This window comes from Sutcliffiella sp. FSL R7-0096, from assembly GCF_038595065.1.
Taxonomy (GTDB): Bacteria; Bacillota; Bacilli; order Bacillales; family Bacillaceae_I; genus Sutcliffiella_A.
This window is the reverse complement of record NZ_CP152003.1, coordinates 1,855,401-1,871,516: the sequence shown is the minus strand read 5'-3', so window position 1 is coordinate 1,871,516 and position 16,116 is coordinate 1,855,401. Positions and strand designations below refer to the sequence as shown.

13 protein-coding genes are annotated in these 16,116 nt (G+C 43.1%); all 13 read right to left on the bottom strand.

The annotated features are described in order from the left end of the window. Positions 1 to 3: 3 nt before the first annotated feature. The 13 genes from MKY77_RS09485 to MKY77_RS09425 all read right to left on the bottom strand — a co-directional run bounded on the left by MKY77_RS09485 (position 4) and on the right by MKY77_RS09425 (position 15,939). Positions 4 to 954: an exonuclease domain-containing protein gene (locus tag MKY77_RS09485; protein ID WP_339145596.1), complete on the bottom strand. Its 951-nt coding sequence runs from the start codon at positions 952 to 954 to the stop codon at positions 4 to 6. A 179-nt stretch (positions 955 to 1,133) separates the two neighbouring features. Then, positions 1,134 to 1,724, bottom strand: a complete 591-nt coding sequence (gene leuD / locus MKY77_RS09480; RefSeq protein WP_339145595.1) for a 3-isopropylmalate dehydratase small subunit — start codon at positions 1,722 to 1,724, stop codon at positions 1,134 to 1,136. Next, the gene (leuC, locus tag MKY77_RS09475; protein ID WP_339145594.1) at positions 1,724 to 3,145 is read right to left on the bottom strand and encodes a 3-isopropylmalate dehydratase large subunit; all 1,422 of its coding nucleotides are present in this window, start codon (positions 3,143 to 3,145) and stop codon (positions 1,724 to 1,726) included. Before leuC ends, leuD begins: the two co-directional genes overlap by 1 nt. A 247-nt stretch (positions 3,146 to 3,392) precedes the next feature. Beyond that, positions 3,393 to 4,484, bottom strand: a complete 1,092-nt coding sequence (gene leuB / locus MKY77_RS09470) for a 3-isopropylmalate dehydrogenase (RefSeq protein WP_339145593.1) — start codon at positions 4,482 to 4,484, stop codon at positions 3,393 to 3,395. Then, complete coding sequence (locus MKY77_RS09465) at positions 4,481 to 6,031, bottom strand: 2-isopropylmalate synthase (protein WP_339145592.1); 1,551 nt, start codon at positions 6,029 to 6,031, stop codon at positions 4,481 to 4,483. Before MKY77_RS09465 ends, leuB begins: the two co-directional genes overlap by 4 nt. Then, the gene (ilvC, locus tag MKY77_RS09460) at positions 6,018 to 7,043 is read right to left on the bottom strand and encodes a ketol-acid reductoisomerase (RefSeq protein ID WP_339145591.1); all 1,026 of its coding nucleotides are present in this window, start codon (positions 7,041 to 7,043) and stop codon (positions 6,018 to 6,020) included. The genes MKY77_RS09465 and ilvC overlap by 14 nt, the downstream gene beginning before the upstream one ends. Before the next feature lie 241 nt (positions 7,044 to 7,284). Next, on the bottom strand, positions 7,285 to 7,542 hold the full coding sequence (gene ilvN, locus MKY77_RS09455; RefSeq protein WP_339145590.1) for an acetolactate synthase small subunit: 258 nt from the start codon (positions 7,540 to 7,542) through the stop codon (positions 7,285 to 7,287). Next, positions 7,539 to 9,254 carry a biosynthetic-type acetolactate synthase large subunit gene (gene ilvB, locus MKY77_RS09450; RefSeq protein WP_339145589.1) on the bottom strand — a complete coding sequence of 572 codons (1,716 nt, stop codon included), beginning with the start codon at positions 9,252 to 9,254 and terminating at the stop codon, positions 7,539 to 7,541. Before ilvB ends, ilvN begins: the two co-directional genes overlap by 4 nt. Before the next feature lie 27 nt (positions 9,255 to 9,281). Beyond that, complete coding sequence (ilvD, locus tag MKY77_RS09445; protein WP_339145588.1) at positions 9,282 to 10,949, bottom strand: dihydroxy-acid dehydratase; 1,668 nt, start codon at positions 10,947 to 10,949, stop codon at positions 9,282 to 9,284. Between the two features lie 96 nt (positions 10,950 to 11,045). Further along, positions 11,046 to 11,990, bottom strand: coding sequence for a branched-chain-amino-acid transaminase (gene ilvE / locus MKY77_RS09440; protein ID WP_339145587.1), 945 nt, complete (start codon positions 11,988 to 11,990; stop codon positions 11,046 to 11,048). A 528-nt stretch (positions 11,991 to 12,518) separates the two neighbouring features. Then, a complete protein-coding gene (ilvA, locus tag MKY77_RS09435) occupies positions 12,519 to 13,781 on the bottom strand; it encodes a threonine ammonia-lyase IlvA (protein WP_339145586.1) in 1,263 nt (420 codons plus the stop codon). A 116-nt stretch (positions 13,782 to 13,897) separates the two neighbouring features. Continuing rightward, a complete protein-coding gene (locus MKY77_RS09430; RefSeq protein ID WP_339145585.1) occupies positions 13,898 to 14,692 on the bottom strand; it encodes a (2Fe-2S)-binding protein in 795 nt (264 codons plus the stop codon). Between the two features lie 251 nt (positions 14,693 to 14,943). Beyond that, positions 14,944 to 15,939, bottom strand: coding sequence for an iron-siderophore ABC transporter substrate-binding protein (locus MKY77_RS09425; protein ID WP_339145584.1), 996 nt, complete (start codon positions 15,937 to 15,939; stop codon positions 14,944 to 14,946). Between the last annotated feature and the right edge of the window lie 177 nt (positions 15,940 to 16,116).

The following is a 16,116-nucleotide window of genomic DNA, read 5'->3' as shown; positions in this document are numbered from 1 at the left end:
TTTCTAAGATAATAACTTTAAAAACTCTTCTTCCCTTAAAATCTTAATTTTGCTTTCCTTCTCCATCAGTTCCTTGGCCTTCCTTTCCTTTGAACTCAACCCGTCCGGACCTACAACAGATGGATCCTGCTGTCCTACTACGAGATAGTCTGTTTTTCCGCTGACACCGCTTTTGATGACAGCACCTTTATCAACCACCAGTTGCATCGCTTTTGCCCTTTCTACAGTTATCAGCTCGCCTGTAAAAACCAGGTTTTTCTCAAAAAGCGGGTGATTTTCATCGAACTCTTTCGTTGAGGGTTTAATGTCACTCACCGACACTGTAGGGAAAGGTTTACGTACTTTCTTCCTTTTCGTTCTTGTATAAAAGGTAGTCTGAGGTTTCAAGTCTCCAAAACTATGTATTGGAATGGAGGAATATGTATTGCAGTACGACTGAAGTGACTTCCGCTGCTTTATCTCCAAACATTTTAACACCACATCCGCACACGCTCTGGCATCTGATAACGCATTATGATGGTAATCTAATATAACACCAAAATGCTCTACTCTTGCTTTTAGAGAGTTGCCCACCTTAAATCCGTTTAATCCGCGAGTACTTATCGGTATACTGCAAGCATAAAAAAACTCCGGTACCTCCAAGGAATAGTGAAGCAAGCAGCTTTTCAGCACACTCATGTCAAAGTAGGCGTTATGCGCTACAATCAATGTATCCTTAGTAAAATATCCACGAATCTCTTCCCAAATTTCATCGAATGTCCTCTCATTCTTTAAATCCTCTTCCGTCAAGCCATGTACCTTCGAAAAGGACTTCTCCACTTTAATGCTCGGTGGTTTAATCAAAAAATACTTTTCATTTACTTTTCGGTTATCATCAACAAAAACCATCCCTAACGAACAAGCGCTGCTCAGATCATTATTGGCTATCTCAAAATCCAGTGCAATAAAGTCCACTATCGTTTCCTCCTCATCCAATGCATACTATGAATCTATCATACAAAAAGACGGTACAGGGGTCTAACAAAAACTAACAATGCAATATACTTACTTGACGTTAGCATTTTATTTCAATTAGTTCCAACAAGCGAAAAAAAAACCATCTCCCTTTCACAGGACGATGGTCTTTACACACATCAATATACTTTTCTATTTTGTTCATATTCATTGATCTGTTCCATGTACATTTCAGTCAATCCGATATCATCCAGACCTTTCAAGAGCATTTGCTTCCGATATTCATCCGTTTCAAAATGGCACTTCCATTCATTTCCTAAACTAATCTCTTGGAGCTCTAGATCGACTTCCATCTTTATAGGTTCGTAAGAGGCCTTTTGAAAAAGTTCCTCCACTACTTCTTCTTTTAACACAACCGGAAGAATCCCGTTTTTAAAACAGTTGTTATAAAAGATATCTGCAAAAGATGGTGCAATGACTACCTTGATTCCGTAATCCTTTAGTGCCCAGGGTGCGTGTTCCCTGGAAGAGCCACAGCCAAAATTCTTTCGTGCGAGGAGAATGGAGGCATCTTCGAATTTCGGGTCATTCATGACAAAGGAATCATTATTTTCTCCATTTGTTTCAAAACGCCAATCATAAAAAAGAAATTGACCAAACCCTGTCCTTTCGATTCTCTTCAAAAATTGTTTCGGAATTATTTGGTCAGTATCGACGTTGGCCTTATCTAAAGGTATTACTTTTCCGATATGATGGATGAGTGCTTCCATTAGACTACCTCCTCTTTTTCATATCGCCATTCATTCACATTGACAAATCGGCCACTAACTGCAGCTGCGGCGGCCATCGCAGGACTGACAAGATGTGTCCTTGCCCCTCTGCCTTGTCTGCCTTCAAAGTTCCGGTTGGAGGTGGAAGCACATCTCTTCCCTGGAGGGACAACATCTGGGTTCATACTGAGACACATGCTACAGCCGGCCTCTCTCCATTCAAATCCCGCCTCTAAAAATACTTCATGAAGGCCTTCTTCTTCCGCCTGTTTTTTCACTTGTTTGGAACCTGGTACGACAAGAGCGGTAACTTGCGATGAAACGGATCTTCCTTTTACCACTTCTGCTGCTTTACGTAAATCTTCAATACGTGAATTGGTACAGGAACCGATGAACACATAATCTATGACAATTTCTGAAATTTTCATACCAGGGGTCAGACCCATGTAGTCGATTGCTTGGGCCACAGATTTTCTTTCCCCTTCATTTTCAATGGTTGCAGGGTCTGGTACCCTACCACTTATACTTGTGCCCATCGATGGATTCGTTCCCCATGTTACTTGCGGTTCGAGATTGGTAATGTCGAATTGGATTTCTTTATCATAAACCGCACCCTCATCTGAACGAAGCGAGTACCAATCCACTTCCGCCTTGTCCCGTTCTTCTCCGACAGGTGCATATTTTCTTCCTTTTAAATAGGAAAAAGTCGTTTCATCCGGCGCAACAAGTCCTGCACGGGCACCAGCTTCAATGGCCATATTACAGATGGTCATGCGTTCCTCCATGGACATCTCTTCAATAACTTTACCGGTAAATTCAAGCACATATCCTGTGCCGAAATCAGTTCCATATTTTGCGATCACAGCCAATATGAGATCTTTGGCAGAGACTCCTAGTGGCCTGAGACCAGTAAAATCAACCTTTAATGTCTTAGGTTTTGATTGCCACAAGCATTGGGTTGCAAGTACATGCTCCACTTCACTTGTACCAATACCGAAAGCCAGTGCACCAAACGCTCCATGCGTGGAGGTATGGCTATCACCACAAACAATGGTTTTTCCTGGTAAAGTCAAGCCCAGCTCAGGTCCAATAACATGGACAATTCCTTGTTCTTCACTGTGGAGGTCTGCCAGTCTTATTCCAAACTCCTTGCAGTTTGCTTCAAGTGTCGTCATTTGTTTGGAAGCGATTTCGTCTGTAACATGGAACGGATTGATGGTTGGGACATTATGGTCCATGGTTGCAAACGTAAAGTCTGGTTGTCTTACTTTTCTTCCTGAAAGACGCAGTCCCTCGAATGCTTGAGGAGAGGTGACTTCGTGGACCAAGTGGAGGTCAATGTACAACAGGCTTGGTTTGTTCTCTTCTTTTACTACTGTATGACGATCCCAGATTTTCTCAAATAGTGTTCTTGGCTGCATGTCACTCACCTTCCGTTTTTTTTTATCCATCTTGACTATTAAAAAAATTTGAATTGTTTTCTGTTTAACTCCTGTAGATTTCCGTTCCAGGTGTTCGCTTTCCGAGGGGCGGTGCTTGAGCCTCCTCACTTCGTTGCGGGGTCTCAAGTCTACCGCTAACTCCCTCCGGAGTCTCACACCTTGCACTTCAATCTACAGGGATGTCACGATTAAACATGATAGGCTCCGTCTCCAATCGAAAAATCAACTAATTCTTTATTGGCGCCTTTAAATAACTCCTTACTGCTTCTCCCATTTGGGTAGTGCCGAGGAGACGTTCCCATTCTGAGCCGATGTCTTGGGTGCGGTAGCCTTCTTCTAATGCTAGGTCTACTGCTTTTTCAACAGCGGCCGCTTCTTCCGCTAAGCCTAAGGAATGCCTTAGAAGCATAGCTGCTGAAAGGATGGTAGCCAATGGGTTGGCGACATTTTTGCCGGCTATGTCCGGTGCGGAACCATGAATTGGTTCATACAGGCCTGGGCCGTCTACGCCAAGACTTGCGGAAGGCAACATACCAAGGGAGCCCGTTAGCATGGAAGCTTCATCGCTTAATATGTCGCCAAACATGTTTTCTGTCACGATGACGTCAAATTGCCTAGGGTTTCTGACCAACTGCATAGCCGCATTATCTACTAACATGTGATCTAATTGGACATCAGGATATTCCTTTGCAATCCGGTTTGCGGTTTCCCTCCAAAGCCTGCTGCTTTCCAACACATTTGCCTTATCGACAGAAGTAAGTTTTTTCTTGCGGCCTTGTGCTACTTCAAATCCTTTGCGAATAATGCGTTCCATCTCTTTCTCTGTATATAGGAGGGTGTCCACCACTTCTAAACCGTCTTCCCCTTGTCTTCTTTCACGAGGTGCACCAAAATAGATACCACCTGTCAGTTCCCTGACTATCAACACATCTGTATCTAAAACTACCTCTCTTTTCAAAGGGGAAGCATGGATAAGGGATTCAAATAGGGTGACAGGGCGGAGATTGGCATATAGCTTTAAAGCTTTACGGATTCCAAGCAATCCAGCTTCTGGCCTTCTTTCAGGTGATTCTTCATCCCATTTAGGTCCGCCTACCGCTCCTAAAAGGATCGCATGACTGTTTTTACATACATCCACCGTTTCTTGTGGAAGAGGAGTTCCTGTCTCATCGACAGCAACTCCTCCGATCTTGCCGTAGTTAAAAGTGAATGTATGTTGAAAATTCTTGGCCACCTGCTCTAGTACAAGTATCGCTTCCCTTACCACTTCAGGGCCGATTCCGTCACCAGGCAGGACACTGATGGTAAATTGACTCATCCTACCTCCACCCCTTTTGCTGAGTATCTTGCAAATTTCTCTTTTATGGATAGGCGATTGACTGCATCCAGATATGCTTTCGCTGAAGCTTCCAATACGTCATGTTCGATTCCTCTTCCGCTTGAAACATCTCCATCACAACTTATCTTCACATATACCTCAGCAAGCGCATCACTTCCGTTTGTGGTAGATTGAATGCGATAGTCAAGCAGCGATATTTCTTTTTGTAGAATTCTGGAGATTGTATTGTAAACAGATTCCACGCTTCCTTTTCCTGTAGCAGATTCTTGGAGTACTTCACCGTCTTCTGTTTTAATGGCAATGGTTGTCGTCGGAATTATATTGGAGCCATAAGAGATTTGTAAGGTCTCCATTCGGTAATGAGGAAAAAGTCCTTTAACGGATGAATCCATCATCAATGCAAAAATATCGTCCTCGGTTACTTCTTTCTTCTTCACCGTAAGATCTTTGAACGATTTAAACAGCTTTTTTCCTTCCTCTTCGTTTAAAAACAACCCAAGTTCCTCGCATCTCTGTTTAAAGGCATGACTGCCGGAATGCTTGCCAAGGACCATTTTATTCGAATGAAGCCCGACCATCTCTGGGTTGATTACTTCATAGGTACTCTTGTTTTTCAGTACCCCATCCTGGTGGATTCCTGATTCATGGGCAAAGGCGTTAGCTCCTACGACCGCTTTATTTTGTGGAACAATCATACCGGTCAGTTTACTGACAAGATTGCTTGTTCTGACCGTTTGCTTAAGATCAATATTTGTTTCCACCTCGTACACGTCTTTTCTTATTTGAAGGGCAACGATGATTTCTTCCAAAGATGCATTCCCAGCGCGTTCCCCGATTCCATTGATGGTTCCTTCAATCTGATCGACACCGCTTTGGATGGCTGCCAAGGAATTGGATACGGCCATTCCGAGATCATCATGGCAATGGGCAGAGAGTTTTACTTTATGGATATTCGGCACATGTTCGCGAATATATGTGATCAATTGAGCATATTCCAGTGGAGTTGTGTATCCCACGGTGTCAGGAAGGTTGATGACATTGGCACCTGCATCAATTACCTTTTCAATGATATGTGCCAAAAATGGCCATTCACTTCTTGTTGCGTCCTCTGCAGACCATTGAACATGATCAAAATATCGTTTTGCGTATTCAACTGCCTGAATTGCTGCCTCCACTACCTCTTTCGGTTTTTTCTTCAATTTGTATTCCATATGAATGGGGGAGGTTGCCAAGAATACGTGGACGCCGTTCTTTTCAGCATCCTTCACCGCTTCATAGACAGCATCGATATCTGATTTGACTGATCGTGCAAGACCAACCACTCTTGACTTTTTTATGGTCCTGGCAATTTGCTGGACTGCTTGGAAGTCCCCGTAGGAGGAAGCAGGAAACCCTGCCTCCATGACGTCCACTCCAAACTTTTCTAATTGAATGGCTATTTCTAATTTTTCATGGGGATGAAGGTTCACTCCGGCCGACTGTTCACCGTCTCGTAATGTAGTATCAAATATGTCAACCTTTCGCACTGCCAACGACTCCTTTCTTCTTCGATTGGATGAATGGCATTTTTGCGCGGAGCTCCCTTCCTACCACTTCGAGTGGGTGATGTTTTTCTTGTTCATTGATAGAGTGGAACATTGGGCGATTTGCCTGATTTTCAAGCACCCATCCTTTAGCGAATTGTCCGGACTGGATTTCCGAAAGGATTTTTCTCATTTCCTCCTTTGTTCCATCATTAACTACTCTCGGTCCGGCCGTAAAATCGCCCCACTGTGCTGTATCAGAGATGGAGTAGCGCATTCCTTCTAATCCATTTTCATATAAAAGATCTACAATTAGTTTTAGTTCATGCAAACACTCAAAGTAGGCAACTTCCGGTTGGTAGCCTGCTTCCACCAATGTTTCAAACCCAGCTTTTACAAGGGCCGTTGTTCCACCGCAAAGTACTGCTTGTTCTCCGAATAGATCTGTTTCTGTTTCTTCTTTAAAAGTTGTTTCCATAACGGCTGCTCTTCCGGCACCGACTGCTTTACTGTAGGCCAATGCGACCTCTTTTGCCTCTCCAGATGCGTTTTGATGGACTGCAAAGAGTGCAGGTACACCCCCGCCTTCTTCATATACACGTCTTACTAAATGGCCAGGTCCTTTTGGTGCGACTAGGAATACATCCACATCTTTCGGAGGGACCACTTGATGGAAATGGACATTGAAGCCATGGGCAAATGCCAATGCTTTTCCTTCTGTTAGATGTGGTTCGATTTCTTGTTTGTATACTTCCGGTTGCCTTTCGTCTGGGAGTAAAACCATTACAACGTCTGCTTGGGCTACTGCTTCTCCCACAGAGTATACTTGGAATCCGTCTTCTTTTGCTTTTTCCCATGAGCCGCCGGGTCGAACACCTACTACTACTTCTACGCCACTGTCACGTAAGTTTTGTGCGTGGGCATGACCTTGTGATCCGTATCCTACTACTGCTACCTTTTTGCCGTTTAATGCTGCTTGGGAGATGTCGTCGTTATAATACATGTTTGCTGCCATTTGAAATTCCTCCTTGGAAAAATATAAGTTTTATCTGCAGACAGTTTGTTATTCCTGTCAACTTCTGTAGCTTTTCGTTCCAGATGATCGCTATCCTCGGGGCGGTGCTTGAGCCTCTTCGCAATGCTTCAGGGGTCTCAACCTACCGCTACCTCCCGACGGAGCCTCACACCTTGCACTACAAGCAACAGGGTTATTTCGAAGCTACTTGATAATCTTTTACATAAAACTAAATATTCGGTTAATTCGTAAGAGCGATTTGCTCGGATATGTCGGTGATTTGGATGACATCGATCTGTTTGTCTAGTTGAAGCTTTATTTTCTCCACTTCTTGCTCCTCGACCACGTTAACGACGATTGTCATGAGGGAAATGCAGGATTCGTTGACAGGTGCTACTGCCAGGCTTTCAATGTTTAATCCCTTTCGCAAAAACAAATTGGTCAATCGGTTCAATACCCCAAGCTGATTGTTTACTAGGAGCGATAATGTTCGCTTCATGGCTTCACACCTTCCATTTGTTGAATTCCTTTTCCAGGAGCAATCATTGGATACACATTTTCCTTTTGAGTCACCCGGCAATCTAATAGATAGGGTTCATCTGTAGCAAGTGCTTCCGCAAATGCCATGCGGAACTCTTCTTCATTTTGAACAACTGCCGCCTTGATCCCGAACGCATCGGACAGTTTGACGTAGTCTGGCTGGTTCGGCAGTAAGGATTCTGAGTATCTTTCCTTATAAAAGAGCTGCTGCCATTGTCTTACCATTCCCATAGATTGATTGTTTACGAGCACTATTTTTACAGGAAGTTTATATTCTTTCAGTACCGCCAGTTCCTGCAGTGTCATTTGGAATCCTGCATCCCCAAGGACAGCTACAACGGTAGACTGCCCTTCTGCCACTTGTGCGCCGATTGCTGCCGGTAACCCAAAGCCCATTGTTCCAAGGCCACCTGACGTGACCCAGCGATCAGGCTTTTGAAAACCGTGGAATTGCGCTGCCCACATTTGATGCTGCCCTACGTCTGTTGTGACAATCGCTTCTCCTTTTGTAAGTTCATGAATAAGTTCTACTAGTTTTTGAGGTTTGAACGTTTCTCCATCTTCTACGTACCACAATGGATAATCTTCCTTTGATTGCAGTAGTTGTTCCAGCCAACTACTGGTGTTCGCCGTTTCAGGCAACTCCTTTAAAAGTAGCTGAAGGGACTTTGCTGCATCCCCGATTACCGGATAATCCGTTGGGACATTTTTGCCGATTTCGGAAGGATCGATATCAAAATGAACCACCTTGGCGAATTTAGCAAATTCTTGCAGGTTTCCTGTAAGTCTGTCATCAAATCTTGCGCCTATATTGATGATCAGGTCTGCTTCATAAAGGGCCATATTGGCTGTATACGTTCCATGCATGCCCGCCATCCCAAGAAAAAGAGGGTGGTCTGCTGGAAAACTGCCAAGGCCAAGTAATGTATTTGCAACTGGTATTGTCGTTTTGACAACCAGTTCTTTTAACTCATTTGTCGCTTTACTGTGGAGAACGCCTGCGCCAGCTAAAATGACGGGCTTTTCCGCTTTCTTTAAGGCCTGTGCTACTTTTTTCACAGCCTGTGGATCAGGTTCAGTCTGTAACTTGTATCCAGGCAGATGCACGTCTTTTGAATAGTCGTAAATACCTGAAGTGGCGGTGATGTCTTTTGGTATGTCAATCAATACCGGCCCTGGTCTCCCTGTAGACGCAATATGGAACGCTTCTTTAAAAATTCTTGGGAGCTCCTTTACATCCTGGACTTGAAAATTATGTTTGGTGATTGGCATCGATATCCCTAGGATCGGTGCCTCTTGAAAGGCGTCTGACCCCAGTACCTGTGAGTTGACTTGCCCAGTAATCACAACAAGTGGAAGGGAATCTATCATGGCATCCGCAAGTCCTGTGACGATGTTGGTGGCACCAGGGCCGGAAGTGGCAATGACCACTCCCGGTCTACCGGTAACCCTTGCGTACCCTTCTGCTGCATGGATTGCACCTTGTTCATGTCGTGTTAAAAGATGTGGGATGCCACCGTCATATAGTGCATCGTAAATGTTTAGTACAGCCCCACCAGGATAGCCGAATATCACTTCCACTTTCTCTTCTTTTAACGCTTCGACAATCATTCTTGAACCTGTCAGCAGCTTCTGCGCCACCTTTGTTCCGCTCTCTTCAACTGTACTCATTCGTTCTCCACCTCCTTATTTTTCAACTTATACTTTTAAGATTCCACCTGTATTGGCTGAAGTCACCAGTGCAGCATATCTTGCAAGGTAACCGCTTTTCACTTTTGATTCTGGTTGTTTCCAGTTCTGCTTTCTTGCTTCCAATTCCCCGCTCTCAACCAATAGGTGAATGGAGCGTTTCTCCAGATCAATTTGGATGATATCTCCGTTTTCCACAAATGCAATTGGTCCACCTTCTGCCGCTTCCGGGGAGATATGTCCAATAGAGATACCCCTTGATGCACCAGAGAATCTTCCATCCGTGATGAGTGCAACTTTCGTGGATAATCCCCTACCTGCAATAGAGGAAGTTGGTGCTAGCATCTCGGGCATACCGGGACCACCTTTTGGCCCTTCATACCTGATAACTACTACGTGTCCTTCTCGGACTTGACCACTATTAATGCCTTCTTGTGCCTCATCTTGTGATTCAAAGATGATTGCTTCTCCTGTAAAATTTTTGATAGAAGGATCTACCGCTCCAACCTTTATGACACTACCGTTTGGAGCAAGGTTTCCAAACAGGATACTTAACCCGCCGACGGGACTATATGGATTATCTTTTTTCCTGATTACCTGATCATTTACGATTTGGGCATGCTCCACCACTTCCTGGATGGATTGACCAGAGATGGTGAGCCTATCAGGATGGATGGCGCCTTCTATTTGGCAAAGTTCCTTGATGATGGCACTTACTCCCCCCGCCTCATGAACATCTTCCATGGAGTAGTCTGATGCTGGACTTACTTTGCATAGATACGGTATCCTTTCTGCTATTTTATTAATGTCTTCTAATTTGTACTCAATTCCAGCTTCATGTGCGATGGCAAGTGTATGTAGAACGGTATTGGTCGATCCGCCCATTGCCATATCCAGTGCAAAAGCGTCGTCGATTGCTTCTTTTGTGATGATATCTCTTGGTCTTACATCTTCTTCGATTTGTCTCATGAGATGTTTTGCTGCATCTTTGATCAGTTGGTGGCGTTCATTGGATGTTGCCACCATGGTACCGTTACCAGGCAGGGCCACTCCCAGCATTTCCATCAGTGTGTTCATGGAGTTTGCCGTGAACATTCCGGAGCATGAGCCGCATGTCGGGCAAGCGCTAGATTCAATTTCAAGGAGTTCTTCTCGGGACATCTTTCCGGAAAGTACGCTTCCTACCCCTTCAAAAACGGAAACAAGTGATAAAGGCTTGCCATCCTTTGTTCTCCCGGCTTCCATTGGACCACCTGACACGAATACTGCAGGGACATTGGTTCTGGCTGCTGCCATCAGCATGCCTGGTGTGATCTTGTCACAGTTCGGGATGTAAAAGACGCCGTCAAACCAGTGAGCGTTGATAACTGTTTCTGCAGAATCTGCTATCAGTTCCCGGCTTGGAAGGGAGTAACGCATTCCGATGTGCCCCATCGCGATCCCATCATCCACCCCGATCGTATTGAATTCAAATGGCACTCCGCCTGCTTCCCTGATCGCTTCCTTTACAACTTCTGCAAATTTATTTAAATGCATATGCCCAGGGATGATATCCACATAAGAGTTACAGACACCGATGAACGGCTTATCCATATCCTCCGGCTTTACACCCGCTGCATGCAACAAACTTCTATGTGGTGCTCTGTCAATCCCTCTCTTGATCGTATTACTTCTCATCAGTTGCTTCACTCCTTTGGAAGGGGCCTTAAAGGTAAAGGTGCCAGACCCCTTTTAATGCTTTAATGTGGTGAGGGTCAGACCCCCTTTATCTCTTTAATGATTCAACGCTTCACCTAACAGCACTCCGCCGTTGATTTCCCAGCCTACTTGGGTTTCTTCTGGGTAGACTTTGTGACCGTCTTCTACGACTAGTTGGCGGAAGCGGTTTAGGATTTTGTGGGTTTCTTTTCCTGGTTTTCCGTCTGCGATTTTTCTGCCGTCTAGGCTGATTACCGGGATAACCTCGGCTGCGGTTCCTGTTAAGAACACTTCATCTGCTACATATACATCGTGCCTTGTAAATGGTTCTTCTCGTACGTCATAACCCATTTCATTTGCAAGGTCGATGATGGCATTTCGCGTGATGCCTTCCAATGCCCCAACATAGCTTGGCGGAGTTAATAGTTTGTTGCCCTTTAGGATAAAAATGTTCTGTCCTGATCCCTCTGCTACATAACCTTCTGTGTTTAACGTAAGTGCCTCATTGGCACCAGCCATATTGGCTTCTGCTTTTACCATGATGTTGTTCAAATAGTTGAGTGATTTTACTTTCGGACTTAGGATATCCGGGCGGTTCCTGCGAGTAGGAACCGTCACCATCGTAATCCCTACGTCATACAATTCTTTTGGGAAGAGTGCCAGTTGCTCAGCAATGACAATCAGGTTTGGAGTTTTACATTTTGTGGGATCTAAACCGAGATCGCCGACTCCTCTTGATAGGACCAATCGAATATAGGCCGTATCATGCAATTGGTTCTTTCTGAGAGTCTCGACGATAATATCCTCTAGTTCAGACATCGTATAGGGGACGTCCAATAAGACAGATCTTGCAGAATCATATAATCTTTCAAGATGTTCGCGAAGACGGAATACATTTCCGTTGTACATTCGGATTCCTTCAAAAACGCCATCGCCATATAGGAACCCATGATCATATACAGATACAACTGCCTTCTCTTTTTCTACTAGCTGCCCGTTCATATAGATGTATCTACACATAACTAATCTCCTCTTTCCACTTTTTATTTTTTGAATATTCTGACATATAACAGTTTAAAAGTGGCCCCTTGGCCAGGTTGAATAAACGTCAAGCGTTCATCAGAACCTATCCGTAGAGGCTTTTTTCCTCGCGGTGTACACCATCTGTCAAGATCGTGCTGGTATCGCTCGGACCAGACATGATAGGAAAATTGGTTGATATAGAAAGGAATATTCTTTCTTGCACTACCACTTTACTTTCCTGAAATCACCGGAACCCTAGACACCCTTCTGATAAGAGAAATGTTATTTCATTTATCAATGTTTCTTTGAGTTGATGTTATTTTAATACCGTCTATACAGGCCGTCAACACCTAATTTCAGATAATTCTAATTTTACAGACAATATAAAAACGCTTTCATTTTTGATGTGATAACAAAGAAAACGCTTACAAATGTTTGTTAAATTTTTTTACATACCCTTCTTTTTTTCTCTCCAAACATAAAAAAAGAACGGGTTACCCCGCTCTTTTTCCAGACAATCTATCATTATATCAATAAATTAAATAACTGTTTATCTTTATTGATTTCGATATAGGTGAAACCTTTCTTTGCCATTCGTTCAATAATGGCAAAATAATCGTCAGGCTTTCGTAATTCGACTCCAACCAACACCGGACCCTTGTCTCGGTTATTCTTCTTGGTGTACTCAAAACGTGTGATATCATCTGTTTCTCCCAAGACATCCTCCATAAATTCCCGCAATGCCCCTGCACGCTGAGGGAAGTTGACAATAAAATAGTGCTTAAGCCCTTCATAGATCAGGGACCTTTCTTTCATTTCCTGCATGCGGTCTAAATCATTGTTTCCTCCACTCACTATACAGACTACCGTCTTTCCTCTAATCTCATCCTTGTAAAAATCCAGTGCAGCAATGGACAATGCTCCAGCCGGCTCGGCAATAATGGCGTTTTCGTTGTATAAATTAAGAATGGTAGTGCACACTTTCCCTTCTGGTACCAATACCACATCATCGGCGAGATCTTTTGTCATTTCAAATGGCAGTTGTCCCACCTGCTTGACAGCTGCTCCATCTACAAAGCTATCAATCTCATTCAATCGCACCACTTCATTTTGAGCCAATGATTGCTTCATACCTGGAGCACCAAATGGTTCCACACCAATCAATTTTGTATCGGGACGCTTCTCTTTCAGATAGGATCCTACACCTGAGATCAGTCCTCCTCCGCCAATACTCATAAACACATGTGAGCATTCCTCCTGCAATTGCTCAGAAATTTCCAAGCCTACTGTTGCCTGGCCGGTGATGGTCAACCGATCATCAAAGGGGTGGATAAACTTCATCCCTTCTTTTTCACACACCTTCATCGCTTGTTGATAGGAATCATCATACGTGTCGCCTGTAAGGACGACTTCTGTAAACTCGCCACCAAAAAACTCTACCCGTGAGACTTTCTGTCTTGGGGTAGTGGTTGGCATAAAGATCTTCCCTTTTATGCCGAGCCTTTTGCACGCATAGGCAACTCCTTGTGCATGGTTGCCTGCACTGGCACATACCACACCTTTTGCTCGTTGTTCCGCTGTTAAACTATGGACCGAAAAGTACGCTCCCCTAATTTTAAAAGATCTCACCATTTGTTGATCTTCCCGTTTAAGGTACACTTTACAGTTATATCGCTCCGATAGAATGGTATCCAACTGAAGCGGGGTTCTGACAACTACATCCTTCAGCACCTGGTAAGCATGCTCCACTTCTTCAGTTGTCACTCTTGTCTGTAATGCTCTCGCCAATCTTACCGCTCCTTTCTTTTAGTGAAAAATGAATATTGTGAATTATTGTACAACAGGTTGTTTTAAAATGTCACGATGAATTTTCTGTACCAAATGTAAAAAAGCATTCAACAACCTTACGTCGTTGTCGAATGCTGTGCTATAACTTTATTGAATTTCTCCTGACGTTCTGATTTCTTCATTCTCGGACAGGTGTAACATAAGTGTCCCCCCTCCGTTTGATAAGCAAGGCAGCAAGAAGGCTTTATAGGCATTGGATCGTTTAAGTTCCAAGGGTTATCGATAAATATTAATTCTTTTGCATAAGGATGTTTTTCTGTCATCACTCCCATGCAAGAAGAGGGAGTTACTTTTTTAAACATTTCCAAATTTTTTTCGTATTGAATCACATACCGTTCAGGAAGACTGGAATGTTTCATGCGATCTGAGATCCAATAGAGACTATGGGTGGCTTGGTACCACATATGTAGAAGATTGTTGTTAGTTGACATAGCTTGCATATGCTTGTGTGAAGGCTTCAAGATTTCTTCATAAACCTCCACCAACCACTCTCTATCCCCTTGGCTGACTAAGTTTTCAGGATGAATGACAAATGAGATCAGCATCGTACCACGCTTGTTTTTATAAAGTTGCAACTGAATGTTTTCGGGAGTCACCTTCCATCCAACGGAGGATAAAAAATGCATACCCCCACATAAATATCCAAACCAGCCTGCAAGATACATGACAGTAACGTCCTTAGTCGTTGCGTTGATCCCCTCTCCATATATATCCAGTAGTTTATGTAGAATTTCAGGACGCACCAATTCACTTATCCGACAATCCCAGACAACATTCGTTTTTTCTTGACTGGACATATAAAAGAAAGTCTCCATCTGTTGCCAAGTCCAGCCTTGTTCTTGAAGGTCCATATTCTCCCTCCTTCTATAAATGGCTGTTTTCGTAAACTTTGTTTCTGTTCCGTATACTCAAATTAGTCGTTATATTATTTACTGTCGTGCTTTTTTCTCTGTTTTAAGAAGTATATCACTTTCTATATCCAGAATATGTAATTAGCAAAAACCCAATTTCCTACTTTTTTCCCAGAGAAAATAGCAACAATCTTTGAGAAATGAGCTTTATAAAAAGAAGGCTGACAGCAGATGCCAACCTTCCTTATTTTCTATTCCTTTTCTTCCATATACTTCACGATATCTTCTAATAGAAGATTTGCCGCTTTAATTCCGCCAGATAGGTTCCAAATGATTTCATCTACTTTGTATGCAGAATCCGTTTGTGCAACATTCAGCTTTTCATATAGAGGATGTTGCATCCAAGCTTCTTGCATTTTTGTTCCGCCTTTTTCCTCATCATAATCTGCGTTGAAATAAAACATTACGTCCCCATCCATGCTGCTCATCTGTTCTTCAGTAATGACTTCCATGAAATTATCTTTATCTTGTGCTTCTGGACGTGCAAATCCTAAGTCAGAAAGAATCGTTCCAGCAAATGTATCTTTCTGGTAAATACGAACAGTCGTTGGCAAGAAGCGAACAACAGAAACTTCCATATCCAATTTTTCAGCTAACTTCCCTTTAACTTCATCCACATTCTCATCATAATTTTTCATTGCTTCTATACCTTCTGCCTCTTTGTTCAACGCTTTTGCGTATAGCTCAAAGTTTTGCTTCCAGTCTCCTGCTAAATCTTCAGAGAATACAGTTGGTGCAATTGCTTTTAATTGTTCAAAGATTTCTTCATGGCGGATTTTATTTCCGATGATTAAGTCTGGTTGAAGACTGGCAATAGTTTCTAGGTTAGGTGCAGATTCTTCCCCTAGCTCCTTTACCCCTTCCATTTCATCTTTAATATGAGCATACCATTCTGTACCTACAGCGGGACTGGCTGCACCAACTGGTGTTACCCCGAGTTCCAATACAGCTTCTGTTCCTTCGTTAGTCAATACCACGACTTTTTGGGGCGTATTTTCAATGGTTGTTTCCCCCATTGCATGTTGAACCGTGTATTCTGTAGACTCTTCTGTTTTTGCTTCTTCATCCTCAATAGAACTGTTCTGACCAGTATTGCTTCCTGTATTGTTTGCTCCGCATCCAGCTAAAATTAATGCCAATATACTGAAAGTAAGCAGTAATTGAATAAACCCTTTATTCTTCCTCATTTCTATCTCCCTTTCTTCTGACTGTAAATCAGCCTATGTAATTGATAATGATTTTCATTATTATTATAGGGCTCATAGACTAGGAATACTATGCACTTTTTAAACATTTTGCATGGACTTTTTATCAAATATCTCTTTTTAAGGCACCTTTCCGGACAAGGTTCAAATGGTTTGTTA

Excerpts from the sequence above, each read along its gene's own strand:
- leuD (WP_339145595.1), bottom strand. The coding sequence starts at position 1,724 with ATGGAAGCACTCATCCATCATATCGGAAAAGTAATACCTTTAGATAAG.
- leuC (WP_339145594.1), bottom strand. The coding sequence starts at position 3,145 with ATGCAGCCAAGAACACTATTTGAGAAAATCTGGGATCGTCATACAGTA.
- leuB (WP_339145593.1), bottom strand. The coding sequence starts at position 4,484 with ATGAGTCAATTTACCATCAGTGTCCTGCCTGGTGACGGAATCGGCCCT.
- ilvC (WP_339145591.1), bottom strand. The coding sequence starts at position 7,043 with ATGGCAGCAAACATGTATTATAACGACGACATCTCCCAAGCAGCATTA.
- ilvN (WP_339145590.1), bottom strand. The coding sequence starts at position 7,542 with ATGAAGCGAACATTATCGCTCCTAGTAAACAATCAGCTTGGGGTATTG.
- ilvB (WP_339145589.1), bottom strand. The coding sequence starts at position 9,254 with ATGAGTACAGTTGAAGAGAGCGGAACAAAGGTGGCGCAGAAGCTGCTG.
- ilvD (WP_339145588.1), bottom strand. The coding sequence starts at position 10,949 with ATGAGAAGTAATACGATCAAGAGAGGGATTGACAGAGCACCACATAGA.
- ilvE (WP_339145587.1), bottom strand. The coding sequence starts at position 11,990 with ATGTGTAGATACATCTATATGAACGGGCAGCTAGTAGAAAAAGAGAAG.
- MKY77_RS09430 (WP_339145585.1), bottom strand. The coding sequence starts at position 14,692 with ATGGACCTTCAAGAACAAGGCTGGACTTGGCAACAGATGGAGACTTTC.
- MKY77_RS09425 (WP_339145584.1), bottom strand. The coding sequence starts at position 15,939 with ATGAGGAAGAATAAAGGGTTTATTCAATTACTGCTTACTTTCAGTATA.